The sequence below is a fragment of the Streptomyces marianii genome (assembly GCF_005795905.1).
GTDB lineage: Bacteria > Actinomycetota > Actinomycetes > Streptomycetales > Streptomycetaceae > Streptomyces > Streptomyces marianii.
On sequence record NZ_VAWE01000001.1, the window covers coordinates 7,775,747 to 7,799,890 of the forward strand.

Sequence of the window (24,144 nt, forward strand, 5' to 3'; positions counted from 1 at the left end):
GACAGCACGACAGCGAGGAGAGACGCATGTGCCTGGCGGTACCCGGCAGGGTGCTGGACATCGAGGACCGGGACGGCACCCGCATGGCCACCGTCGACTTCGGCGGGGTCGTCAAGGAGGTGTGCCTGGAGTATCTGCCGGACCTGCGGGTCGGTGAATACGCCATCGTCCACGTGGGATTCGCCCTGCAGCGGCTGGACGAGGAGTCGGCGAGGCGGACCCTGGAACTGTTCGAGAACCTCGGACTCCTCCAGGAGGAGTTCGGCGACCCGGACGGGCCCGCCGGGCCCGCCGGGCCCGCCGGGCCCGCCGGGCCCGCCGGGCCCGCCGGGCCCGCCGGGCCCGACGTGCCCGGCGACTCCCTCAAGGAGGCCCGGCGATGAAGTACATCGAGGAGTTCCAGGACCCGGCCCTGGCCGAGCGGCTGCTCGACGAGATCCGTGCCGCCGTGACGCGGCCGTGGGCGCTGATGGAGGTGTGCGGGGGCCAGACCCACACCATCATCCGGCACGGCATCGACCAGCTCCTCCCGGACGAGGTCGAGCTGATCCACGGCCCCGGCTGCCCCGTCTGCGTCACCCCGCTGGAAGTCATCGACAAGGCCCTGGAGATCGCGTCCCGCCCCGGGGTGATCTTCTGCTCCTTCGGCGACATGCTCCGGGTGCCGGGTACCGGCCGCGATCTGTTCCAGGTACGCGGCGAGGGCGGTGACGTGAGGGTGGTGTACTCGCCGCTCGACGCGCTTCGCGTCGCCCAGCAGAACCCGGACCGGGAGGTCGTGTTCTTCGGCATCGGCTTCGAGACCACCGCCCCGCCGAACGCGATGACGGTGTATCAGGCCCGCAGGCTCGGAATCCCGAACTTCAGCCTGCTGGTGTCCCATGTGCGGGTGCCCCCCGCGATCGAGGCGATCATGAGGTCGCCGAACTGCCGCGTCCAGGCGTTCCTCGCGGCCGGACACGTGTGCAGCGTCATGGGCACCGACGAGTACCCCGGTCTCGCCGAGCGTTACCGGGTCCCCATCGTCGTCACGGGCTTCGAGCCGCTGGACATCCTCGAGGGTGTACGCCGCACCGTCCTGCAACTGGAGCGCGGCGAACACACCGTGGACAACGCCTACCCGCGGGCGGTCCGGCCGGAGGGGAACCCCGCGGCCCGCGCGATGCTCGCCGACGTCTTCGAGGTCACCGACCGCGCGTGGCGCGGCATCGGCGTCATCCCCGACAGCGGGTGGCGGCTGTCGTCCCGGTACCGGGAGTACGACGCCGAGCACCGCTTCCAGGTCACCGGCATCGACACCCGCGAACCCGCGGCCTGCCGCAGCGGCGAGGTCCTGCAGGGGCTGCTGAAGCCCCACGAGTGCGAGGCGTTCGGCACCGTCTGCACGCCGCGCACCCCGCTCGGCGCCACGATGGTCTCCAGCGAGGGCGCCTGCGCGGCCTACTACCTCTACCGGCGGCTGGACCTGCCGGCCGCCGTCACGCGTTCCCCCGAGGGGAGTCCCGTTGTCTGAGACCACCGAAGCCCCGGACGTCCTCGCGTGGACGTGCCCGCTGCCGCACCGCGACCGGTCCCGGGTGGTGATGGGCCACGGCGGCGGCGGAGCCCTCTCCGCCGAACTGGTCCGCGAGGTGTTCGCCCCCGCCTACGGCGGACCCGCGCTGTCCGCCATGGGCGACTCCGCGGCCGTCGAACTGGGCGGTGCGCGGCTCGCGTTCTCGACCGACTCCTTCGTGGTGCGCCCGCTGTTCTTCCCCGGCGGGAGCATCGGGGACCTCGCCGTCAACGGCACCGTCAACGACCTCGCCATGAGCGGTGCCCGGCCCGCCTACCTGTCCTGCGGGTTCATCCTGGAGGAGGGCGTCGAGACCGAGGTCGTACGGCGGGTGGCCGAGGCGCTCGGCGCGGCGGCCCGTGCGGCGGGCGTGGAGGTGGCGACCGGCGACACCAAGGTCGTCGAAGCGGGCCACGGCGACGGCGTCTTCATCAACACCTCCGGCATCGGCCTCATCCCGCGGGGCGTCGACCTGCGGCCGCAGCGTGTGGTGCCCGGTGACGTGGTGATCGTGAGCGGCCCGATCGGCGTCCACGGCGTGGCCATCATGAGCGTGCGCGAGGGGCTGGAGTTCGGGGTCGAGATCGAGAGCGACTGCGCGGCCCTCGCCGGTCTCGTCGAGGCGATGCTCGCCGTCACGGAGGATCTGCACGTGCTGCGCGACCCGACCCGTGGGGGACTGGCCGCCGCGCTCAACGAGATCGCGTCGGCGTCCGGCGCGGGCGTCGTCGTCCAGGAGCGGTCCGTCCCGGTCCCGGCCCCGGTGGCCAACGCCTGCGCCGTGCTCGGCCTGGACCCGATGTACGTCGCCAACGAGGGGAAGCTCGTCGCGTTCGTGCCCCGTGAGCACGCCGACGCCGTACTGGCGGCCATGCGCGCGCACCCGCTCGGCAGGGAGGCGGCGGTGATCGGCGAGGCGGTGGACAGCCACCCCGGGATGGTGGTCGCCCGTACGGGGCTGGGAGGCACGCGCGTCGTGGATCTGCCGCTCGGCGAGCAGCTGCCCCGCATCTGCTGACCACGGGCGACCGGCCACCGCGGCGGCCCGGTACGGACGGCGCACCCCGCGGGCGTGGGGTGCGCCGTCCGTGTTCGTGAGGCCGCCCTCTGTGCCGGGCACCTCTCCTCCCCGGGCGACCGGATCGCAAGGGCGACGGGCGGCCGCATCGGCCCCGGCCCGAAGCGCCGGAGCCGCGCCCCCTTCCGGGAGGACGCGGCTCCGCCACTCGCTGCGTACCCGAACCGGGCCGTCAGACGCCGGACTTGACGAGGTCCTCGCCCGCACCCGTGGTGACCCTGACCGGTGGGGTGCCGGTCCCGGTGTGCCGTTCCCTCCAGTTCTCCAGCGCGGAGCGGCAGGCGTGGTCGAGGTGGTGGAGGCCGGAGATGTCGAGCTCGACGGGCCGGTCCTGGGGGAGGGCCTCCAGATTGTCGAGTATCTTCGGCAGGCGCAGGAAGGTCGCGTTGCCGGAGAGGTACGCCTGGACGGGGCCGGCACCCTTGTCGACGACCTCCAGCCGGACGTGGGAGGTCTCCCAGGCCGTCTTGACGACCGACAGGGCCACGCCGATGAGTACGCCCTCGAACATGCTGACGGCGACGATCGCCGTGGCGGTGACGACGAGGATGACGGCCTCGCCGCGGTTCTCCCGCCAGAGCGCGGCGAGCGCGCCGACGGGGACGAGCTTGGCACCGGCGTGGACCAGGACCCCCGCGAGTGCGGGAATCGGGATGCAGGCGAGGACGTCCGGCAGGAGCGCGGCGAAGAGCAGCAGCCACACACCGTGCAGGACGCGCGACGCCTTGGTGCGTGCGCCCGACCGGACGTTGGCCGCGCTGCGTACGATCACCGCGGTCATGGGCAGGGCGCCGAGGGCGCCGCACACGGCGTTGCCCGCTCCCTGGGCGACGAGTTCCCTGTCGTACGCGGTGCGTGGACCGTCGTGCATGCGGTCCACGGCCGCCGCGCTGAAGAGGGACTCGGCGGACGCGATCAGGGTGAACGCGACGATCGTGCCGAGCAGGGCGAGGGTGCCGAGATTCCCGAACTCGCCCAGCGGGGGCGGCTGGACGGCGTCGAGGAGGCCCTGGACCTCGACGGTGGCCACGTCGACGCCGGGCAGCAGGGCGACGAGGGCCGCCAGGCCGACGGCGGCGAGCGGGCCGGGGACACTGCGCATCGGCCGTGGCATCCACCGCCACAGCACCAGGACGGCGATGGTGCCGGCGCCGATGCCGAGGGAGATCAGCGCCCGGTCGTCCCGGGCGGCGCCGACGAGTGCCGCGGGCAGGCCGGTGAGCTTGCCGATGCCGGAGTCCGGGGCCTCGGCGCCGATGACGGAGTACGTCTGCCCGGCGATCAGGACCAGGCCGATCCCGGCGAGCATGCCCTCGACCACGGAGAGGGAGATCGCGCGGAAGTAGCGGCCCAGCCTCAGGGCGCCCATGAGGGTCTGGAGCACACCGCTGACCAGGACGACGACGCCGAGAGCGGGGAGGCCGAACTCCTGGACCGCCTCGAAGACGAGGACGGTCAGGCCTGCGGCCGGGCCGGATACCTGGAGGCTGCTGCCCCGCATGAGTCCGGTCAGGACACCGCCCACGATTCCGGTGACCAGGCCCAGTTCGGCCGGGACGCCGGAGGCGACGGCGACACCCACGCACAGCGGCAGGGCGACCAGGAAGACCACCAGGGAGGCGGCGAAGTCCTGCCTCAGATGAGGGTACCTACGCTCGCGTGCCGTTCCGGCGTTCGCCTCCGGGCTTGGGCTCGTGCTCATGAACGGCCTCACAGCGCCTCGAACGCGTCGGATTCCGGACGGTGTTCGCGCACCGCGCCGGTGTGGACCTCGTAGTACCAGCCGTGCAGAGTCAGGGTGCCGTCGGTCAGGCGCTTCTCCACGCACGGGTACGAGCGCAGGCGCAGCAGCTGGGACAGGACGTGGTGGGTGACCGCGCGTTCCACACACGGGTCGCCGGGGTCCGCGGCGTCCGGTTCGCCGGCCGCGTGGGCGAGCCAGTCACGGACGGCGGGTACGCCGTCGAGGTCGTCGCCGCGCACCAGGGCGCCGACGGCGCCGCAGTGCGAGTGGCCGCAGACCACGATGTCACGGACGCCGAGGACCTCCACGGCGTACTCGACGGTGGCCGTCTCGCTCGCGGGGTGGGCGGAATCGTACGGGGGCACGATGTTGCCCGCGGTGCGCAGCTCGAAGAGATCGCCCGGACGCGCCCCGGTGATCAGGGCCGGGACGACCCGGGAGTCGGAACAGGTGACGAAGAGGACCTGGGGGGACTGGCCCTGGCCAAGCTCGGCGAACTCCTCAGGGCGCTGTCCGAACGTGCGGGCGTTGTCGATGAGGGGCTGCATGTGCTGCATGGTGGTACTCCTCCTGGCGCGCCGTGGGGGTGGCGCGTCGGACGTGCAGGACAGGGTGGTGCCGGACTCCGCCGCTGTCAGCAGCGGAGGACCTGAAGGACCGCGGGGGCGTGGGCAGTCGGGCGTCTCCCGCATCCCGGCGAAGCGCTCGCGGTGCTGCCGCCGCCCGCCCGCGGGGCGGCCGCGGGGGCGGGACCTCCACGTGGTGATGCCGGGCCCCGGCGTGCAGCGTCGCCCGCGGGGACCGGGTGCCGGTCGCGGGTGCGCGCGAGGTCCCCCGGCCGTTCGGACGGGGTGCCGTCGTCGCAGGCGGGGTGCGTCGCGTTGCCTGGGGCCAGGACCGGGGGCCCGCCCGGTCCGGCATCGGCACGGGCCGCCGGTTGACGCTCCGTCATCAGCCTGGCCTGGGGTGGCGACGGAGGTGGATGGGGAGTGACGGATGCCGGCAGGACCAGGGCGAGCGCCGGCGCGAACAGGGCGAGCAGAGCGACGACGAAGGCCGAGCTCGCGGTCCGGGCCGTCATACCTGTGCTCATGCGCCCCCTTCGTGCCATACGAGTCCAGCCCAATGACAGGCCAAAGGGCAGGTCAACAACTGGTCAAGCCACACGTTATCCAGGGGAAGCTGTTTGCAGCGTTAACTCGCGGTTGCGGATCGAAGAGCGCCCGAAAAAGGTCGTTCGGCTGTCGGGAAACGGCTGTTGGCCTGGGGCTTTCGCTGTGAACCAGGGGCGTGCGCGAGGGTTCCGTGCGCCCCTGAAGTGTTCGGCGGTTGCATCCGGAAGGGCTGCGGCAGGGGCGAAGGGCGGCTGCCCCGCCGACGGGCCGCAGGACCGCCCGGCGTTGCGGCGCCCGCACCGCCGCACGGCAGTACGCCTCGGCCCGCTTCAGCGGAACCGTGCCGGGCGCGAAAGAGCCGGCAGAGTCCGGCTGTTGACCTCGTGGTGTGCGAACGCCGCGTCAAGGCATGCCGGTTGGGGCCGACGGAGCAGATCAGCCGGCCACGTTCCCGGCGCCGATGGCGGTCCTCGCCGGCTGCGGGGCCTTGCCGCCTCCGCTCACGACCAACTTGCACGTCGGGCGACCGGCAGATGTTCGCAGCGCGCCCACGCAGCCGTCAGAGCCGCCGTCGACACCGGGCCGATTCCGCCGACCGTTCCGGGTCCGGGTACGGAACGCTGAGCAGCGGCCCGGGGAACCGGGGCCACGTACGACTCCGCCGCACCCGCGCGGAGCGCAGCACGTCGGCCGCGAGCCGCTGCACCGTGCGTTCCCCCGGGCCGGGAGGGGTCTTCCCGGCCCGGGACGGCAGGGGCAACACCGACGGGGCGGCGTACGCCGACGAGGTGTCGGGGTACGCCGCCCCGGCCGCGGAACACCCGCGGCCACGCCCCGCGGGCCGGCCCTTCCCCCGCTACTTCGGGTCGCGGCCGAACAGGGACGTGGACCAGGAGTGGCCGAGCGCTGCCAGGCCCGGGCACCAGGCGACGGCGAGCCATCCGTTGTGGCCGATCCCGGTGCCGAGCAGCAGTCCGCGCAGGGTCTCGACGGCCGGGGTGAAGGGCTGGTACTCGGCGAACGGCCGGAACCAGCCCGGCATCGCATCGACCGGCACGAACGCACTGGAGAGCAGTGGCAGGACCATCAGCGGCAGGGCGTTGTTGCCGGCCGCCTCGGCGTTGGGGCTCGAGAGGCCCATCCCGACCGCGATCCAGGTGAGCGCCGTGGAGACGAGTGCCAGCAGCCCCACGGCCAGGACCCACTCCAGGGCCGTGGCGTCCACGGCCCGGAACCCGATGGCCACGGCGACGGCCCCGACGAGGACCACGCTCACCACGCACTGCAGCACGCTGCCGACGACGTGCCCGATGAGCACCGATCCGCGGTGGATCGCCACGATGCCGTCGAGGACGGTCTTGCCGCCGTAGGACTTGCGCAGACCGACGGTGGAGACGGCGGCCGGCGACGGGCGACGACCGTCGAGCCCGGCTGGATGTGGGCATGACAGAAGATGGCACGGGGCTCTCCGTTCGAAGGCTGGAGTGTCCGGGAAGTGGGGTGTCGGGGCCGTTCTTCGGAGGTCAGACCGTGGCGCGGCAGATGTCGATGTTGCCGTGCCGGGTCCGGGCGCGGACCTTGACGGTGTCCTCGGTCGTCTCGGGGGCCCCGGAAGCGGTGAGCGTGTTGCGCACCTGGCCGGAGCCCGAACTGACGTCGAGCCAGGCGGCCGTGCCCTCGCGGACGCCGACCTCGATGGCCCCGTAGGCGGTCTCCAACTGGACGGTTCCGCGGGCCACTTCCCCCACGCGCAGGGTGCCGTGGGCGGTCGTGGCGGTCACCGAGTCCTCGGCGCGCCGGATCTCGATGTCGCCGTTGGCACCGCTCACCCGCAGTTCCCCGGTCGCGGCGCGGACGGTCGTGGTGCCGTGCGAGTTCTTCAGGACGGCGGGGCCGTCGACGAGTCCGACGCGCAGACTGCCGGAGCTGGTGGTGATCTCGGCTGTGCCCTCGACCCGTTCCACGGTGATCGAGCCGTGGGACGCGGTCAGTTTCAGCGGGCCGGTGGTGTCGAGGCGTACGTCGCCGGACGAGGTCTTCACGTGTACCGCGCCGAGCCGGCCCACGGTGAGCACCTGGGCCCAGGCGCCGGTCACGTCGAGGCTCGAACCCGTGGGCAGTTCGACCGTCACGTCGACGGTGCCGGTGCGGCCGAACAGAGCGGACTTGGGCGTCCTGACGGTCAGTGTGCCGTTCGCGTAGGCGACCTCGGTCTGGTCGGCCGCCCGTACGTCCTGGTCCCGCTTGGGGTCGCGGGGCCGCACGTCGACGACGGTGTCGAGGCCGTCGCCCGCGGTGAACTGGAGGGAACCGGCCTCCACGTGCGCGGCGACCGAGATCGGTTCGGGAGTGTCGAAAGAAGGCATGGCTGTCCCGTCCTCTTGGGTCTTCAGGGCGTCCCTGCTGGTGGGACGTGGTGTCGGTGAAGTAGTGAGGGCAGGTGTGCGGTCAGCGCACCCAGCCCGTGAAGCTTTGTCCGAGGTTCTGGGTCCTACCGTGCGTACGCTGCCGGGTGCCGCCGTCGACCGCGGCCGACACGGCGCGCACCAGCCACGCGTTGACCGAGAGGCCCTCGCGGCTCGCGGCCTCCTCGGCGCGGGCCTTGAGGTGGGCCGGCAGACGCAGGTTGACGCGGGCGGTGCCGCCCTCGTCGCCGTCGGCCGGTGCCGGGGGCGTGAACGTCTCGACGGGGACGGCCGGCTCCACCGGGGCGCCGCCGTCTGCGGGGGGCGGCGTCACCGCGAACTCGGGGTCGAGCCCGCGCAGCCGTACGTCGACAGAGCCGGGGGCGAGCTCGCGGGTGATCTCGTCCATCGCGGCGGAGAGCACCTTGAGCAGGGTCAGCCGGGTCGCCGACTCCAGAGGGGCGGTGAGCCTCCCGGCCAGCTCGCGCGCTTCGTCGCCGCCGGCTTCGGCGGCCACCGCGAGTTCGCGGCGGAGGGTGTCGACATAGGGGGTGAGATCCATGGCGCAATAGTGGCACCACTATGGCGTAAATGCAAGCCTGGATGGCGCCATGCCAGGGTGGGCTTGCTGAAGCGCCTGCCTTGAGCTGCGGAAACGCGTACGGAGGGTCGGGTTCGGTGTGGCGCCGTATGTGCTCGTGCAGGGCTGCGAAGTGGTGAGATGGCATCGTTTGGCGCGGCGTGGCACCGTTCTGGCGTCATCTGGTGCGGGGTGGCGCCAGGGGGGCGGTCCGGTCCTCCGGGTGTAACGGGGCCGCGCTGCAATGCTCCCGGATGGTCCGCGTCACGGGTGCGGGGCGTCGGGTGGCGGGGGCGGCTGCGCCCGGGATCCCGCGCCGAGGGGAAGCGCACCGGGACTCATGGGTGCGATGGGCCGGTCGGGGGCGCCCGTCGCTCGGACGGTTCCCGTTCTGTGATCTTCCGGCGGGCAACCCTCCGTACCGCCTTCCGGTCCAACTCCTGCCGCGTCCTGCGCGGGCCCACCCGTCCCCGTCAACTCCAGAGGTCGTAGCAGATGAGTCGTCCTTCCGAGCCCCAGCCCTCGTCCGCCAACCGCACTCCCGCGGCCGCCGGCGGGCGGCCCGCCCGTTCGCGGGTGCCGTTGGGCGCCGTGTGTCTGGTGGCGCTGGTTCTGGGAGCCACCGCCTGCAGTGGTGAGGACGGCGCCGCGGTGTCCCCTGCCGGAACCGGCTCGCCGTCGCCGTCGTCTTCGACGGCACCCGCGACCGTGGGTCCGCCCGCTTCCCCGTCCCCCTCGGCGGCGGCGTCCCCGAGCGCCTCGGCGACGCGCACGGGTTCGGCCGGCCGCGTCGCCGAGCCCAGCCGGACGGCGGAGCAGCGCGGGGCGGGCAGCGGGCAGACGTCACGTCCTGTGCCGGGCGGACAGCGGGACGACTCCCAGAGCGAGCCGCAGAGCGTCCCGCAGAACCCCAACCGCGGTACCAACCCGCCGCCGGCTCCGCCGCTGCCCGTGCCCACGCCGGAGTGGAGCGATGCCGTCTGGCAGCCGGGCGACCCGGTCGAGGAGCGGTAGGGGTGGAGCGGGCGGAGTACTGAGCCGCGCGAAGTGCTCCCTCGGCACCGGCCCGAGCGGTCGTCGTCCTGAGGACGACGCGGAGGCGGTGCGCTCAGCCGCAGGGCGGAACAAGCGTCGGCGCCACACCGTCCGACGTCATTCGGTACCGGCTCAGGGGCCGAATGACGCGCCGTCAGCGCCCAGCGCACCGGCATCTCGCCCCCGCGTGCGCAGCCGAGGGCGTCACGCGCCGTACGCGCTTCCGTGCGCCCTGTTTCCGCTCCTGAGCGCAGAGGGCGCACTCCGCTTGTGGAGAGCGCTCCTGTGCCTTCGCGTGCGCGACTACTCATCCGATACGGGGGCAACGGCTGTACGTACTGACCGTTGGTGTTCGGCCGATCGCTTTGAGCGGCAGGACGGTTGAGGGGGACGAGGCGTGATTCGGGTACTGCTGGTGCACGACAGCTGTCTGATGCGGTCCGCGCTGACGGCGTTGCTCGGGCGGGAGCAAGACCTGGAGGTGAGCGAGGTGTCGTGGCGGGCGGCCGTCGGGCAGGTTCGCTCCCTCCAGCCGCACGTGTGCATAGTGGACGTCGAGTGCCCGGGCGCGGCCACGCTGGGCAGCCTGATCGGCCTGCTCCGGCGTGCGACCGGCTCGGCCGCGGCGCTCCTCGTGCTCGCCACCGGCACCAGACCCGGTCTGCTGCGCCGCGCCTTCGACGCCGGAGCCCTCGGGTACGTCAGCAAGGACGCGGGCCCGCAGCGATTACTCGACGGCATCAGGCAGGTGGCCGCGGGCGAGCGGTTCGTCGACGAGTCGCTCGCCTTCGGCTTCCTCCAGGCCGCGGAGATGCCCCTGACGTCGCGTGAGCTCAGCGTCCTGCGCATGGCCGCGGAAGGAGCGACGATCGCCGAGATCGCGCGCGGTCTGCACCTGTCCCACGGGACCGTACGCAACTACATGTCCGCGATCACCCGCAAGACCGGAGCCCGCAACCGGGTCGACGCCATACGGATATCCCAGCACGCCGGCTGGGTCTGAGCGTCGCACGACCAGGCCGGCCGGACGGCGCCGCCGCTCATCCGGCCTGCCAGTGCCCCACGAGATCGCGGTAGGTCTCGGAACGTTCGAGCAGCTCCTCGTGGCGCCCGGCCGTCGCCGTCACCCCGTCGAGGACCAGGACGCGGTCCGCGCGCCGTGCGGACGAGAGCCGGTGGGCGATCACCAGCAGTGTCCCCGGCCGGTCGGCGAAGGCACGCTCGGCGCGGGCCTCGGCCGCCGGATCCAGATGGCAGGTCGCCTCGTCCAGCAGGACCAGGCGCGCCGGGGCGAGGTACGCCCGTGCCAGGGCGACCAGTTGGCGCTCGCCCTCCGAGAGGGCCGCGGGATCGATCCGGGCGTCCAGCCCGCCCGGCCCGTGTGCCAGGCGGTCGAGGCCGACGGCGTGCACCGCGGCCTCGACGGAGGCCGCCGGGGCGCCGTCGGGGCACAGGTACAGCAGGTTGTCCCGGAGGCTTCCCCCGAACACGTACGCCTCCTGCGGGATCAGTGCCCGCCCGGCCGCGAACGCGTCCCGGTCCGGACGGTGCACGGGCCTGCCGCCGATCAGCAGCTGCCCGCGGTCCGGGACCAGCAGCCCGGCGACCAGACCGAAGAGAGTGGACTTGCCGATACCGCTCGGGCCGACGACGGCCAGGTGCTCACCCGGCTCCACCAGCAGATCGAGGCCGTCGATCACGGGCGTCGCGCCGGGGCCGTAGGAGAAGGAAAGAGACCGCAGTTCCAGGCCCGGTGCCGCGTCGCCGGACTCCCCGGGCGGCGCCACCGGCGGAGCCGGGTGCCCGGGGACCGTGACCGCGTCACGTGACGTCGGACGCGGGGCCGCGCGGGACGGAAGCCGGTCCACGGCCGCCTCGGCAGGCGTCGAGCCCGGAGTCGAGGGCTCGCCGGGGCCGGTGAGGCGGTCGAGGATCACCAGCAGCCGGGTGCCGGCCGCGCCCAGGCCGTTCATCAGGGTGTTCAGGGCCGGCAGCAGCGCCTGCGTCAGGTAGGTGAGAGCACCGAGCAGTTCCCCGGCGGTGACTCCCCGGTCCAGCAGCCAGGGCGCAGTGGCCAGGAGCAGGACGACCGGCGCCTGACCGGCCAGCCCGAGTGCGAGGGTCCGCACGGCGGCCCACCGGGCGAGTGCCCGCGCGGACCGGGTCTGCGCGTCGACCAGCGAGCCGGCCGCGTCCTCGGCGCGCGCCTGCGCACCGCAGGCGACGATGTCCCGGAGCCCGGCGATATCGGAACCGAGCCGGGCGGCGAGCTCCTCGTCGGTACGCAGGAAGTCCCGCTGCCGGGTCGCCATCGGACGCAGCGCCGCGGCGAAGAGCACGAGCCCGGCGGCCAGTGGCGGCAGGACGACCACCAGCAGCGCGGGCGCCAGCGCCGCGAGGCCCGCCACGACGCCCACGGCAGTGAAGACGAAGGACCTGGTCACCATCACCAGCCCGGCGAACCCGTCCCGTGCCGCCTCCGTCTGGTGGGTCAGCCGGGAGACGGCCGCATGGCCGGTGTGTCTCCGCTGCCCGGCGACCGCGGCGGACAGGGCAGAGGACACGACCCTGCGGACAAGGCCGTCGCGCAGCGGCTCCACGAGGTCGGCGAGCCGGCGGAACACGCGTTCCGTGGCGGTTCCCCCGGCGACGACCGCCGCGGCGGCCAGGGCCAGCCAGACGAGTCCCACGCCGGGACGCCCGGCGAGGAACCCCCGGTCGAGCGCCGCCGCCACGGCGTAACCGCCGAGGAAGGTCTGCGCGGACTCCAGCAGTGACCAGCCGCCGAGGCGCAGGAGCACGCCGCGCCGCCGGGCGAGGAACGGGACGGCCTGCGGCAGTGTCCTGCGCAGCGCCCCCCGAGCGGGATCGGTGGCCGGGGGCGCGGCTGCGCCGTCGTCCGGATTCGTGCTCCCCGCACCGGGCCGGAGCGCACCGTCCTCCGCCGACGGCACCGCTCCCGTGGCCGATCGGGCCGGTCGGGCAGGTCCCGCGGCCGTCCGCTCCCGTCCCGCGGCCGTCATGCCGTCCCGCCCGTCAGCTCGTGGCCCTCAGCCGGGCCGCTCCCCGGTCCGTGGTGCTCGGTCGGTCGGTGCGGCGTTGCGTGGTGCTCTGTCGGTTGGTGCGGTGTTGTGTGGTTGGTGGTGGGTTGGCTTGAGGTCGGGTGGTGCTCTGTCGGTCGGTGCGGTGTCGCGTGGTGCTCTGTCGGTTGGTGCGGTGTTGTGTGGTTGGTGGTGGGTCGGCTTGAGGTCGCGTCATGCTCGGTCGGTCGGTGCGGGATCGCGCGGTGCTCCGTCGGGTGGCTCGACGCCGTGCCACCATCACGCGTGGTGTCGTCACCGGCTCGCCCGAAGCCCGGCGCGGCGCCCGCCCCTGCGGTGTCCGGCACTTGGTCCGGCGCCTCGCCGGGTGCGGCGAACACGGCACGGTACTCGGGCAGCGCCCACAGCGCGGCATGCGGACCGACCGCCCTGACGCGGCCGCCGTCGAGCCACGCGACGAGGTCGGCCCGCGCCGCCGACGAGACCCGGTGGGCGACGACGAGACGGGTACCGGACCGCACCTGGTGCGACAGGGCCCGCGCGACCTGGCGTTCGGTGACGCTGTCCAGGCTCGACGTGGCGTCGTCGAGGACGAGCAGCCGTCCGGCATGGGCGAAGGCCCGTGCGAGGCCAAGTCGTTGAGCCTCACCGCCGGACAGCGGGGTGCGGGTCAGCGGTGTGGCGTAGCCGTCCGGCAGCCGGCGTACGAAAGCGTCCGCGCCCGCCGCCCGGGCGGCGCCGGTGATCTCGGTCATGGACGGTTCGCAGGGGCCGAAGGCGATGGCCTCCCGCACGGTCGTGCCGAACAACGCGGGCCGCTCGAAGGCGTACGCCACCTCCCGGCGCAGGACGTCACGTTCGATCTCCGCCACGGGGACGCCGTCCAGGAAGACGGTGCCGGCGTCCGGGTCGGTCAGTCGCCCGGGAAGCCGGGCCAGGGCCGTTTTGCCCGAGCCCGACCGGCCCACCAGGGCCAGCGTGGCACCGCCCGGTACGACCAGGTCGACGCCCCTCAGCACGGTCCGGCCGTCGCGCACCACCGAGACGGCGCGGAACTCCAGCCGGCCGGGACCGTCGGCGGGGAGCCCCCGCCTTCCGTACGCGATGACGGGTGCGGCCATCGCCTCGGCGGTGCGCCGCGCCGCGGCCCGGCCGCGCAGGAGGCCCGACAGCTGCCCGACGACGGCACCGACGCCCGCGGCCAGGGCCGCGTAGCGGAGCGCCGCCAGCAGCTCGCCGACGCTCATGTCCCCTGCCGCCACACGCAGTCCGCCGACCGCGAGCACTCCGGTCTCCAGCAGGGGCAGCAGCACCGCGCCGCGGGCGACGGCTCGGCCGTAGACATGCCACATGTGCCGCCCCCTGGCGGCGAGTTCCGGCAGGGGGGCGAGGACGCGCGCGCGCTCCCGCTCCCACGTGCCGGCGGCGGCGACGGTGCGGGCTCCGTCGAGTGCCTCGACCAGACGGGCGGCGATGTTCCCCTGGACCTTCTGGTACTCGGCGACCCCGGCGGAGGTCTCGCGGGTGAACGCGCGGACGAGCAGCACCAGCAGCGGCGCTCCCGCCACGAAGACGGCGGCGGTCCACGGATCCGTCACGGCGAGCGCGACCAGTCCGCCGACCGGCAGCACCAGAGCCGGTACGGCTGCCGCGGCGGTCGCGGGTGCCGTGGCGGCCTCCGTCACGTTGGCCGTCAGCCGGGTCACGAGATCCCCGCCGGTGAACCGCTCGGCCGCCCTCGGCCCGGCGGCGAGCACCCGGCCCAGGGCACGGCGGCGGATGCGCGCGGCGGAGACCGCGGTGAGGGTGCCGGTGAGGTGTGCGGAGGCCGCGTCGCACAGGATGTCCGCGACGACGAGTGCCGCGCACAGCGCCAGCCACGGTCCGGCCTCCGCCGACCCGGCGAGCACGAGGTCCAGTGAGCGGCCGAGCAGGGCGGGCAGGGCGATGGCCGCGCCCGCCGACAGCAGGCCCGCCACGACGAGCGCCGCGGTCCGTCCGGCGGACTCCCGTACCGCGTCCGTCAGCAGCGAGCGGGCGCCGCCGGACCCGGACGGCCCGTCGACGCCACGGGTGCGGTCACCGGCCACGGCCGCCGGACGTTGGGTGGTCATGGGCGCTCCCCTCGTCGTCCGAGCCGAACGGTCCCGGGCGAGGGAACCGCCCGGGACCGTTCGGACTGTGTCACCGGCGTCGCACGGACTCCCCGCGCGACGACCGGGTCAGTTGCAGGTGGTGACGCTCAGGCTGCTGTCGCCGCAGAGCAGCAGGCTCGCGCGGCTGCCGCCGCCGGTGGCGATCTCGTCCGTGAGCTCGTCCTTCGGGGTCTCCATGCTCTGCAGGTCGAGAAGCGACATGATGGTCTTCCTTTCTCGGGGACGGAATGTGCCTTGCCATGACCTCCGATGACCGGAGGTCAGCTCTGGGGGCCGTTCGCACGGCCGGGCGGAACGGGCGGAAGGAACGGCAGCTGCACCGGCGTGTCGTGCAGCGCGGCGCCGAGGGCCAGCAGACAGCCCGCCGTTCCCGTGGCGAGGTCCATGGAGAGCCGCATCATCTGCTCGCCGGGGAAGGCGAGACGGCCCTCGTACGGCAGGGCGTGCCAGGACAGGACACCGATCTGCCGCGCCAGGTCGGCCCGTGAGGTGCCGGGCCCGGCCGCGGCCGTCCGGCTCAGGTGCAGCACCATGCCGGCGGCACCCCGGAAGAGGCCGGGCTGCGCGTAGAACTTCGCCTGCGCGGCTCGTACGATCTCCTGCCGCGCCCGGGTGAAACGGTCGTCGTCGCCGTGGACGAGCCAGTCGTCGAGCACCATGCCGATGCCGGCGCTGCCCGCACCGAGATAGGGCATGGTGCGCCAGCCCTCGTCGACCTGGAGCGCTCCGCCCGCGCCGTGGACGCAACGGTCCAGATCGCGATGCAGCGCATCGGCCGCGAGGCCGAGCAGGGACGGGTCGCCCGTCCGCTCGTACAGGCGCAGGTGCAGCAGGGCCGGGCCGGAGGCGCCGTGGAGCAGTCCGGCCCGCTGCCGGGCGGGCCGGGCGCGATCCGCCGCCGTGGTGCGGGCGACGAGCCGGCCGCAGCGGAGGGCGGCGTCCCGCAGCGAGCTCTCGCCGGTGGACTCCGCGAGCGCGTCGAGAGCGAGGCCGACGCCCGCGAGACCGCCGTGCAGATCCGGCCCCATGGACGACCAGTCCTCGGCGAGGACGAGGCCGACCAGGTCCATGGCCGCCGCCCGGTGCCCGAGGCGGTCCAGGGTCCATGCGATGCCGGCGAGCCCGTCGTAGAAGCCGAGAGGGGTGCCGGACGCCGGACGGCGCACGGTACGCAGCAGCCACTCCTCGGCCTCGGGCCAGGCGCCGCAGCCGGTCTCGGCGAGTGCGTACAGCACTCCGGCCGTGCCGTGGGCGAAGCAGGCGCCGCCCACGGGACCGGCGAACTGGGCTATGTCCCCGGGCAGGCAGCGGTCCTCCCGTCCGAAGCGGGCGGAGGCGCGGATGGCCTCCGCCATCGAGTCGCGGCTGCGCGGCCAGTCGCCCGGTTCGACGGGCAGGTAGTCCGGCCTGTGCGTCTCGGCCGGTTCCGCTGAGGGGCTCGCGGGAGGTGTCGCGGCCGGTGCCACGGAGGTGTCCGCGGGAGATGTCCCGGCCGGTTTCGCGGAGGGTGCCTCGGCCGGTTTCGGGGAGGGCGCCGGCGAGGGCCTCCCGGAGTACGGGGCGGACGGGAGGCCGCGGGTGATCTCCGCGACGGCCGTGTCCAGGAAGGCGCGGTCCACCGGGAAGTTCTCGGCCGCGATGTCCGCCAGATGGGCCGCCTTCGCCCGGTCGACGGCGAACAGGCTGGTCAGCGGAAGGAACAGGGCGAGACGCAGGCAGGCGAGGGCGTACCGGTCGACGTCGGCGCCCCTGCGGTCAGCGGGGGCCACGAAACCGGGGTTGGCGATGACCTGGCGGCGGCCCTCCCCGATCGGTGCGGCCGCCTCGAAGTCCAGCAGCACCACGGACGACTCGTCCTCGGAGACCATGATGTTGAACAGGTGCAGGTCGTTGAAGACCACTCCCCGTGCGTGGATCCGCGCCACCGCGTCCTCCACCAACCCGTGGACGCGCAGCGCCCACTCCGTGTAGGCGGCGAGGGCCCGGTCGCCGGGGTCCTCCTCGATCAGCGGATGGCGCCGGGCGAAGAAGCTGTTGAGCGGCCGGCCCTCGATGTACTCCAGGACGAGGAAGCGATGGTCGCCGAGCGTGAACCAGTCCAGCACCTCCGGCGTGCAGTCGAGCCCGGACAGGCGCTCCAACGCGTCCTTCTCCCGCTCCAGCCGCGTCACCGCGTCGGCGCCGTCGGCCGCCAGCCCGGCGTGCGGCCGGCCCTCCTTGAGCACGACCCGTCGGCCGGTCCGCTCGTCCCGGCCGACGTAGACGCCGCCGCCGTTGGAGAAGTGCAGGGCACGTTCGACGGTGTAGGGGATGCCGTCGGTGGTGGTGGCGGCCCGTGCCTCCGCGTGCGGGCGGAGGAAGCCGGGCAGCGTGATCCACTCCGGCACGTGGAAGGCGGGCCCCCGGACGTCCGGGACGAGCCGCCCCGAGCCGTCCTCGACGGCGGGCCGCAACTCCCCCTGTTCGTCGCGGCAGTGCCGCTCCGTGAAGCTCCCGTACCGCACGAAGACGGGCCCGGCCCCCCAGCGCAGATCACTCAGGATGTACGGTCCGGGTTCCCCGGCCAGGAGGGCGTTGAGATCCTCGGCCGTGGTCCGGCACTGTGCGTCGTCGGCGGGGTAGACGGTGATGAACTTGCCGCTCCCCGCCCGCTCCGCGTACTTGGCGTTGCGGATGTGCAGCAGATACCGGCTCGGTACGAACTTGAAGGCGATGTCCCGGGGCACGCAGTAGTCCCAGACCTGGGCGAGCACCTTCTCCGCGTTGTCGAGACAGGCCGAGACATGGATCTTCCAGCCCTGCGCCGGCAGTCGGCTGTCGAGGGGACGGTACGCGAGCCAGTCGCCCCTGCGGTGCCGCTGCCAGCCCGCCGGCGCCTCGCGCCGCGCCGCCTCGTACGGCCTGCCCGGTCCGTCACCGTCCTCGGCGAGCCGGTGAGGGGCGTCGTAGAACGTCCGGTCGGCGTCGCAGTAGACGGCGTACCCCTTGTTCATCTCGCTCCCCCTGTGGCCGGTTTCGACGTTCCGAAGACTGGCACGGGCCGGGAGCGCCCCGACAGTCACAACTGACACCAAAGGACTGTGAGGAACTCACGAGTAACCGGCGTTCGGCGGGACGCCGGGCGGCGCACTGCCGGCCGGGTGGCCGGTCGGCGTCAGCGGCCGCCGACCGGCGGGCACCGGCGATGTTCCGTGAGACCGCACCGTTCCCGCGTCAGCGTCCCCGCGCGGACGGGGCCGCCTCGCCGGGTGCCGGCCGACGTGCACGGGCTCGTCACGGCGGCACGGGTCCGGGCTCAGTCCGCCACGAGGACCACTTCCAGGGTCCGGGGCCCGTGGACCCCCTCGACCCGGTCCAGTTCGATGTCGCTCGTCGCCGACGGGCCGCTGATCCACGTCAGCGGACGGGACGGGTCCAGCCGCCCGAGAGCCTGCGGCACCGAGTCGACGACCTGCTCCGGGACCCGCACCACACAGATGTGGTGGTCCGGGACGAGCGTGATCCGGCGCCTGCCCTGCGCCGGGCCGCCGTCCAGCACGATCGTGCCGGTCTCGGCGACGGCGACGGCGCAGCCGGTGACGACGCTGTCCACGGCGTCGAGCTCCCGAGGGGTGCCCGCCGCACGGTCGGCGATCCGCACGGCGTCCGCGACCGCCAGCCACCGCGGTGGCAGGCCGTCCGGCACCAGCACCGACGCGGAGCCGCGCTCCGCCAGCAGCCGGGCGATGAGCCTCGCCAGCCCGTCCGCGGAACAGCGGTGCACGAACGCCCGGTAGTCCGCGAGGTTCTCCGCCAGCAGGTCCGCCGTCTGCTCCGGCGTGCGCGCACCGTGGACGCGCAGATAGTCGCGGGCGACCGGCACGTCACCGGGCTGTTCCTCGCGCGGTACGTCCGCCAGAGCGCGGCGGACCCGGCCGAGCACCGTGTCCCTGCTGCTCACTCGGTGCCCTCCCCTCGTGTCCGCCGCCACCAGTCGCGGAACGACTCGGCCGGCACCTCCGGTACCGCCCGGGTGTCCGTCCAGGCCCGGCCGGGCCCCGGCAGGTGCTCCGGACGCAGCCGGCGGGTGCGCGCGGCGAGGCGCTGGACCGTGCGCAGCGCCCCCGGGTGGTCGAACGTCCAGCGGGCGGCGCGCATCGCGGCCCGCTCGGCGGCGTGGCCCTTCGCCGGGCGGATGACGACCTTCCTTCCGTCGCGGGTCACCGGGCCGCCTTCGGCGACCCGTTCCCGCAGGTGCACCAGCACCTCCGGGATGTCGATGGCGACCGGGCACACCTCGTAGCAGGCGCCGCACAGTGACGAGGCGTACGGCAGCGAGGCGTCCAGCTCGCTGTCCGTGCCGCGCAGCTGGGGCGTGAGGACGGCGCCGATCGGGCCCGGATAGGCGGATCCGTACGCGTGGCCGCCGGCCCGTTCGTACACCGGGCAGACGTTGAGGCAGGCCGAGCAGCGGATACAGCGCAGCGCCTGGCGTCCGACGGTGTCGGCGAGGGTGTCACTGCGGCCGTTGTCGAGCAGCACGAGGTGGAACGCGCGCGGGCCGTCGCCGTCGGTGGTGCCCGTCCACATGCTGGTGTACGGATTCATGCGCTCGGCCGTGGAGGAGCGGGGGAGCAGTTGCAGGAACACCTCCAGGTCCCGCCATGTCGGTACGACCTTCTCGATGCCGACGACGGAGATCAGCGTCTCGGGAAGCGTGAGGCACATCCGCCCGTTGCCCTCCGACTCGACCACCACGAGGGTGCCGGTCTCGGCGACCATGAAGTTGGCGCCCGAGATCGCGACCCTGGCGCGCAGGAACTTCTCCCGCAGGTGAACCCGGGCCGCCTCGGCGAGGTCGGCGGGCCGGTCGGTCAGCCCGTCCGGGGCGGGCCTGCCCCAATCCGCCATCCTCGCGCGGAAGATGTCGCGGATCTCGGAGCGGTTGCGGTGGATGGCGGGGACGAGGATGTGCGACGGGAGGTCGTCGCCGAGCTGCACGATCAGCTCGGCGAGGTCGGTCTCGCAGGCGGTGATGCCGGCCTCCGCCAGCGCTTCGTTGAGACCGATCTCCTGTGTGGCCATCGACTTGACCTTGACGACCTCGGTCTCCCCGGTGGCGCGGACCAGCCGGGTCACGATGCGGTTCGCCTCGGCGGCGTCGGCCGCCCAGTGGACGTGGCCACCCGCCGCCGTCACCGCGTACTCCACCTGCTCCAGATAGTGGTCGAGGTGGCGCAGCGTACGGGTCTTGATCGCGGCGCCGGCGGCCCGCAGCCGCTGCCAGTCGTCGAGTTCGGCGACGGCCCTGGCTCGCTTGTCGCGGATGGTGTGCGTGGCGTGGCGCAGATTGCCGCGCAGGGTGGCGTTCCGGGTGGAGCGGGCCGCGGCCTCCGGGAAGGCGGGCATGCCGAGATACGTACCGCCGCTCATCGGGGGTCCCCTTCCGTGCTCGCGAGGATTTCGGCGATGTGCACCGGGCGGACCGCCGACCCGAGGCGGCTGAGCGTGCCCCCGATGTGCATCTGACAGGAGTTGTCGACGGTGCACACCACCTCCGCGCCCGTCGAGGCGATGTTGTGGGCCTTGTCGGCGCCCATCGCCGCGGAGACGGCGGCGTTCTTGACGGCGAAGGTGCCGCCGAAGCCGCAGCATTCCTCGGCGCCGGGCAGCTCGCGCAGTTCCAGGCCCTCGACCCGCTCCAGCAGCCGGCGGGGCCGGTCGCCGAGTCCGAGCATCCGCAGACCGTGGCAGGTGGGGTGGTAGGTGACGGTGTGCGGGTAGTACGCGCCGACGTCCACGACCTGGAGCACATCGACCAGGAACTCGGTCAGCTCGTACGTCTTCGGCACCGCGCGGGCCGCCGCCTCGGCGAGCTCCCGGCCGCGGCCCTCGGCGGCGGCCTTCGCGCCGATGCGCGGGTAGTTGTCGCGGACCATGGCGGCGCAGGAGCCGGAGGGCGTGACGACGTAGTCGTAGGCGTCGAACGCGGTGGCGTAGCGGCGCACCAGCGGTTCGGTCTCGTGCCGGTAGCCGGTGTTGAACTGCGGCTGACCGCAACAGGTCTGCTCCGGTGGGAAGTCCACCTCCGCACCGAGGCGCTCCAGGAGGGTGACGACGGCCCGGCCGGTGCGCGGGAAGAGCGTGTCGTTGACGCAGGTGACGAAGAGCGCGACCCGCATGGCTGTCCCTCCTCGGCGGCTCCGGCTCCGGTTACGGCACCGGATCGGGCATCGGCACGGGCATCCGGGCCGGCGCCGGCCCCCGGCCCGGGCACCGGATCCGGTGCGGGCATCGGCCCGGGCTCCGGTGAGACGGGCTTCGGCCCGCTGCACCCGGGCTCGGACGTCACCCGCGGGTCCATGGGCCGTGGCTCCTGAGTCTCGCACAGGAGGCCCCGGAGCTCGGTCAGACCCCCGATCATGTGTCGGCCGGAGAGGTCTGTACGCGGACGTTCCCTGGCGCGGCGGCCCCGGCGGCCCCCGCGGCCCGGCGGGACCGGCGTCGGCGGGCAGCCCAGCCCGCAGCCCGCGGCCGTCCGCCGTGGGACCGGCCCGCCCGCCCGGCGGCGACCGCCGAATGCGCTGACCGGCCGCCCGGCGCCGGCGGCGGGGGAAGCCGTCCCGCGCACGTACCCCGGGGGCTCCGCGCGAGGTGGGCGTTACGAGACGCGGCTCCGTGGACGCCACGGCCGAGAGGCTGCAGGGGTGCCCCTTTCGGAGGGACGATGGGGCTGCGGCCGAGTGCTCCCGGCCGGGCCCGCGCCGCACACCGGTGCGCAGGTCACGGTGCGGGCAGTGAGGAGGACTGGTATGTGCGCGGCCAGGTCCCGGACCGATCCCAGGGCGGGGGAGCTCGCTCCGACCGCCTCCGGCGGGCTGCTCGACCTGCTCGGTGTGGCGGCCGTGCTGCTCGACGACGAGGGCAGGATCGACCTCTGGAGCCCCCAGGCGGAGAGTCTGTTCGGCTACAGCGCCGAGGAGGCCCTGGGCCGGTTCGCCGGCCGGCTGCTGGTCCACGAGGAGGACCTGGAGTCGGTGCTGGACATCTTCGCGCAGGTCATGGAGGGCGGGGACAGCTGGGCCGGCGTCTTTCCCGTACGGCACAAGGACGGCGGAACCCGGCTGGTGGAGTTCCGCAACATGCGGCTCATGGACGACCAGGGCGACTACTACGCCCTGGGTCTGGCCGCCGACCAGACGACGATCCGGCGGGTCGAGCGGGACCTGGCCCTCTCCGCCCGCCTGGTGTCGCAGTCGCCGATCGGCCTGGGTGTGCTGGACACCGACCTCCGCTACATCTCGGTGAACCCGGCCGAGGAACGCATGAACGGCGTGCCTGCCGCCGAGCACGTGGGCCGGCACGTCCAGGAGGTGCTGCCGTTCCTGGACGCGTCCTTCGCGGCGACGATGCGCCAGGTCCTGACGACCGGCACCCCGGTCCTGGACCAGTACACCGTCGGCAGGACCCCGGCGGACCCGGAGAACGAGCACGCCTGGTCGATCTCCTTCCACCGGCTCGAAACCCCCAACGGCAAGGTGCTGGGCGTGGTGACGTCGAGCGTCGACGTCACCGAGCGGCACCGCGCCGTACAGGAGCAACGACGCACGGTGCTCGCCCTCCAGCGCAGCCTGCTGCCCGTCTCACCGCCCCCGCGACCGGGCCTGGCGGTCGCGTCCCGCTACCGGCCCGCCCGAGCCGCCGTGGAGATCGGCGGGGACTGGTACGACGTCATCGCGCTCGGCGGCGACAAGACCGCACTCGTCGTCGGTGATGTCATGGGCAGCGGCGTGAGCGCCGCCGCCACCATGGGGCAGCTCCGAACGGCCACCCGCACTCTCGCCTGCCTCGACCTCGACCCCGCGGAGGTGCTCCGGCACCTCGACCGCATCACCCAGGACCTCGCACAGGAGACCATCGCCACCTGCGTCTACGCGGTCTACGACCCCCGCACCGGCCGGTGCCGCATGTCCCAGGCCGGTCATCTGCCCGCCGCCCTCCTCCACGCCGACGGGACTCGGGAACTGCTCGACCTGCCCACCGGCACCCCGCTGGGAGTGGGAAAGGGCGACTTCGACGCCCGCACGGTCGCCCTCGACCCGGGCGACCAGCTCGTCCTGTACACCGACGGTCTGGTGGAAAGGCGGGACCAGCCCATCGACGCGTGCCTGGACAACCTGCTCAGCCTCCTGGACGACCCCGAACGCTCCCCTGACGACACCTGTGATGTGCTGCTGCGCACCCTGCGCCATCCCGGCGACCACGACGACGTGGCGCTGCTCGTGGCCCGGGTCCTGCCGTCCGTGCCCGGCCCGGGCGCCGTGCGGCCGCCCGCGCCCGGGAGCGGGGAGCACGGCGCGGGCGGGCGCGGCCGCTCGCGGGAGCGGTGAGCCCGGGCCCCGACTCCCTCCGGCGGGCGCCCTCCAGCCGGTCCTCAGCGCAGTCGAGCCGTCGCGACGTGGATCCTGAACCCGCAGGGAACGCGCCCGTCCGGACCCGCCATCTCCTTCGCCTCGGTCAGGAAGCCCGCCCGCAGACGCTCGACGGCGGCCGCGTCCAGCGGGCCGAGGTCGTAGACGCGGGACACGACCTCCCACACCTCGTCGGCCGAACCGCCGAGATCGATGGGGACGGTCTCCCAGTCCGCCGGGGTGAAGCCCGCCGGTCCCAGGATCTCGTCGAGCCCGTCGCGACTGCGCGTCCTCCTGTCCCCGAGTGCCGGGATGCGCTGGGAAGGGGGCGCTTCCCCGACGACGGACCGCAACAGGGTGGTGAAGCGTTCGTACGCCTCGCCGCCGACGCCTCCGCCGCCCAGGACGCAGGCCAGCACGCCGCCGGGAGCCAGCACGCGGGCAACCTCCGCCGCCACCTGGTCGATCTCGGCCATCAGCATCAGCGCCATGTGCGAGACGCAGGCGTCGAAGCTGTCGTCGGCGAAGGGAAGGCTCTGCGCGCGGCCCTCCTCCAACCGCGCCTCGGACAGCGACGGTCGGCGCCGCGCCAGGGCCAGTGACTCCGGGGAGAGGTCGACTCCCGCGAGCCGCCTTCCCCCACTGCGCGCCAGATGCTCCAGCAGCAGGCCGTCGCCGCATCCGAGGTCCAGAACGCGTCTGCTTCCCGCCGCCCGATGACACAGGATCTCGTAGCTGGACCGGCCGTCCGGGGCGCGGCCGCCCCCGAACGCCTCTGCCGTCACCGCCGGATGTCCGGCGTGAAAGGCCCGGAGGAACGCTTCCTGCGATGCGGTGGTCGTCATGACCCCAACCTACGACGCCGGTTCCCGCGGGGGGCGCGCTCAGGGCGATGCCGGGTCCCCCCGGATCGTCCCGGGCGGACATTGAACACCCCGGGGGATCCGTACGTTTCAAAGGTAACGACATATCAGTTGCAACGAGCAACGGCCCGTGCCCGGTCCCGACCGGTCCGGTCCGGGGCCACGGCGGCGGTATCGCGTTC

The 24,144-nt window shown here is 73.7% G+C and carries 18 protein-coding genes and 1 pseudogene; 5 read left to right on the forward strand and 14 right to left on the reverse strand.

Annotated elements, in window-relative coordinates:
* Window positions 1–26 precede the first annotated feature (26 nt).
* The 3 genes from FEF34_RS35110 (at window position 27) to hypE (ending at window position 2,573) form a co-directional block, all read left to right on the forward strand.
* Window positions 27–383 (forward strand): HypC/HybG/HupF family hydrogenase formation chaperone, encoded by a 357-nt coding sequence (locus tag FEF34_RS35110; protein WP_138056764.1) that lies wholly within the window; start codon window positions 27–29, stop codon window positions 381–383.
* Window positions 380–1,513: a hydrogenase formation protein HypD gene (hypD, locus tag FEF34_RS35115; RefSeq protein ID WP_138056765.1), complete on the forward strand. Its 1,134-nt coding sequence runs from the start codon at window positions 380–382 to the stop codon at window positions 1,511–1,513. Before FEF34_RS35110 ends, hypD begins: the two co-directional genes overlap by 4 nt.
* 70 nt (window positions 1,514–1,583) lie before the next feature.
* Window positions 1,584–2,573 carry a hydrogenase expression/formation protein HypE gene (gene hypE, locus FEF34_RS35120; protein WP_407698372.1) on the forward strand — a complete coding sequence of 330 codons (990 nt, stop codon included), beginning with the start codon at window positions 1,584–1,586 and terminating at the stop codon, window positions 2,571–2,573.
* A 232-nt stretch (window positions 2,574–2,805) separates the two neighbouring features.
* Here hypE and FEF34_RS35125 read toward each other — a convergent pair whose 3' ends face one another.
* The 6 genes and pseudogenes from FEF34_RS35125 to FEF34_RS35155 all read right to left on the reverse strand — a co-directional run bounded on the left by FEF34_RS35125 (window position 2,806) and on the right by FEF34_RS35155 (window position 9,436).
* Complete coding sequence (locus FEF34_RS35125; RefSeq protein WP_138056767.1) at window positions 2,806–4,335, reverse strand: SulP family inorganic anion transporter; 1,530 nt, start codon at window positions 4,333–4,335, stop codon at window positions 2,806–2,808.
* A gap of 8 nt (window positions 4,336–4,343) precedes the next feature.
* Window positions 4,344–4,925: a carbonic anhydrase gene (locus FEF34_RS35130; protein ID WP_138057916.1), complete on the reverse strand. Its 582-nt coding sequence runs from the start codon at window positions 4,923–4,925 to the stop codon at window positions 4,344–4,346.
* A gap of 1,423 nt (window positions 4,926–6,348) precedes the next feature.
* Window positions 6,349–6,831 (reverse strand): annotated as a pseudogene (locus tag FEF34_RS35140) (ABC transporter permease); the annotation flags it as partial.
* A gap of 184 nt (window positions 6,832–7,015) precedes the next feature.
* Window positions 7,016–7,858, reverse strand: coding sequence for a DUF4097 family beta strand repeat-containing protein (locus tag FEF34_RS35145; protein WP_138056768.1), 843 nt, complete (start codon window positions 7,856–7,858; stop codon window positions 7,016–7,018).
* 82 nt (window positions 7,859–7,940) lie between these two features.
* Window positions 7,941–8,459 carry a toxin-antitoxin system HicB family antitoxin gene (locus FEF34_RS35150; protein WP_138056769.1) on the reverse strand — a complete coding sequence of 173 codons (519 nt, stop codon included), beginning with the start codon at window positions 8,457–8,459 and terminating at the stop codon, window positions 7,941–7,943.
* 491 nt (window positions 8,460–8,950) lie between these two features.
* Window positions 8,951–9,436, reverse strand: a complete 486-nt coding sequence (locus FEF34_RS35155; protein WP_138056770.1) for a hypothetical protein — start codon at window positions 9,434–9,436, stop codon at window positions 8,951–8,953.
* A gap of 473 nt (window positions 9,437–9,909) precedes the next feature.
* Between FEF34_RS35155 and FEF34_RS35160 the strand changes: the two genes are divergently transcribed.
* The gene (locus FEF34_RS35160; protein ID WP_138056771.1) at window positions 9,910–10,515 is read left to right on the forward strand and encodes a response regulator transcription factor; all 606 of its coding nucleotides are present in this window, start codon (window positions 9,910–9,912) and stop codon (window positions 10,513–10,515) included.
* Window positions 10,516–10,552: 37 nt separating this feature from the next.
* On the opposite strand, the gene FEF34_RS35165 is transcribed toward FEF34_RS35160, so the two are convergent.
* The 7 genes from FEF34_RS35165 to FEF34_RS35195 all read right to left on the reverse strand — a co-directional run bounded on the left by FEF34_RS35165 (window position 10,553) and on the right by FEF34_RS35195 (window position 20,870).
* On the reverse strand, window positions 10,553–12,535 hold the full coding sequence (locus FEF34_RS35165; protein WP_138056772.1) for an ATP-binding cassette domain-containing protein: 1,983 nt from the start codon (window positions 12,533–12,535) through the stop codon (window positions 10,553–10,555).
* Entirely contained in the window at window positions 12,532–14,667 is a 2,136-nt protein-coding gene (locus FEF34_RS35170; protein ID WP_234042675.1) for an ATP-binding cassette domain-containing protein, read from the reverse strand. The genes FEF34_RS35165 and FEF34_RS35170 overlap by 4 nt, the downstream gene beginning before the upstream one ends.
* Before the next feature lie 108 nt (window positions 14,668–14,775).
* Window positions 14,776–14,910, reverse strand: a complete 135-nt coding sequence (locus FEF34_RS35175) for a SapB/AmfS family lanthipeptide (protein ID WP_093652864.1) — start codon at window positions 14,908–14,910, stop codon at window positions 14,776–14,778.
* A 59-nt stretch (window positions 14,911–14,969) separates the two neighbouring features.
* Window positions 14,970–17,702 (reverse strand): class III lanthionine synthetase LanKC, encoded by a 2,733-nt coding sequence (gene lanKC, locus FEF34_RS35180; protein ID WP_138056773.1) that lies wholly within the window; start codon window positions 17,700–17,702, stop codon window positions 14,970–14,972.
* A 302-nt stretch (window positions 17,703–18,004) separates the two neighbouring features.
* Window positions 18,005–18,649: a LutC/YkgG family protein gene (locus FEF34_RS35185; protein WP_138056774.1), complete on the reverse strand. Its 645-nt coding sequence runs from the start codon at window positions 18,647–18,649 to the stop codon at window positions 18,005–18,007.
* Window positions 18,646–20,121 (reverse strand): lactate utilization protein B, encoded by a 1,476-nt coding sequence (locus tag FEF34_RS35190; protein ID WP_138056775.1) that lies wholly within the window; start codon window positions 20,119–20,121, stop codon window positions 18,646–18,648. Before FEF34_RS35190 ends, FEF34_RS35185 begins: the two co-directional genes overlap by 4 nt.
* Window positions 20,118–20,870, reverse strand: a complete 753-nt coding sequence (locus tag FEF34_RS35195; RefSeq protein ID WP_138056776.1) for a (Fe-S)-binding protein — start codon at window positions 20,868–20,870, stop codon at window positions 20,118–20,120. Before FEF34_RS35195 ends, FEF34_RS35190 begins: the two co-directional genes overlap by 4 nt.
* A gap of 630 nt (window positions 20,871–21,500) precedes the next feature.
* Here FEF34_RS35195 and FEF34_RS35200 point away from each other — a divergent pair.
* Window positions 21,501–23,078 (forward strand): SpoIIE family protein phosphatase, encoded by a 1,578-nt coding sequence (locus FEF34_RS35200; protein ID WP_138056777.1) that lies wholly within the window; start codon window positions 21,501–21,503, stop codon window positions 23,076–23,078.
* A 44-nt stretch (window positions 23,079–23,122) separates the two neighbouring features.
* On the opposite strand, the gene FEF34_RS35205 is transcribed toward FEF34_RS35200, so the two are convergent.
* Window positions 23,123–23,944 carry a class I SAM-dependent methyltransferase gene (locus FEF34_RS35205; protein WP_138056778.1) on the reverse strand — a complete coding sequence of 274 codons (822 nt, stop codon included), beginning with the start codon at window positions 23,942–23,944 and terminating at the stop codon, window positions 23,123–23,125.
* Window positions 23,945–24,144 lie beyond the last annotated feature (200 nt).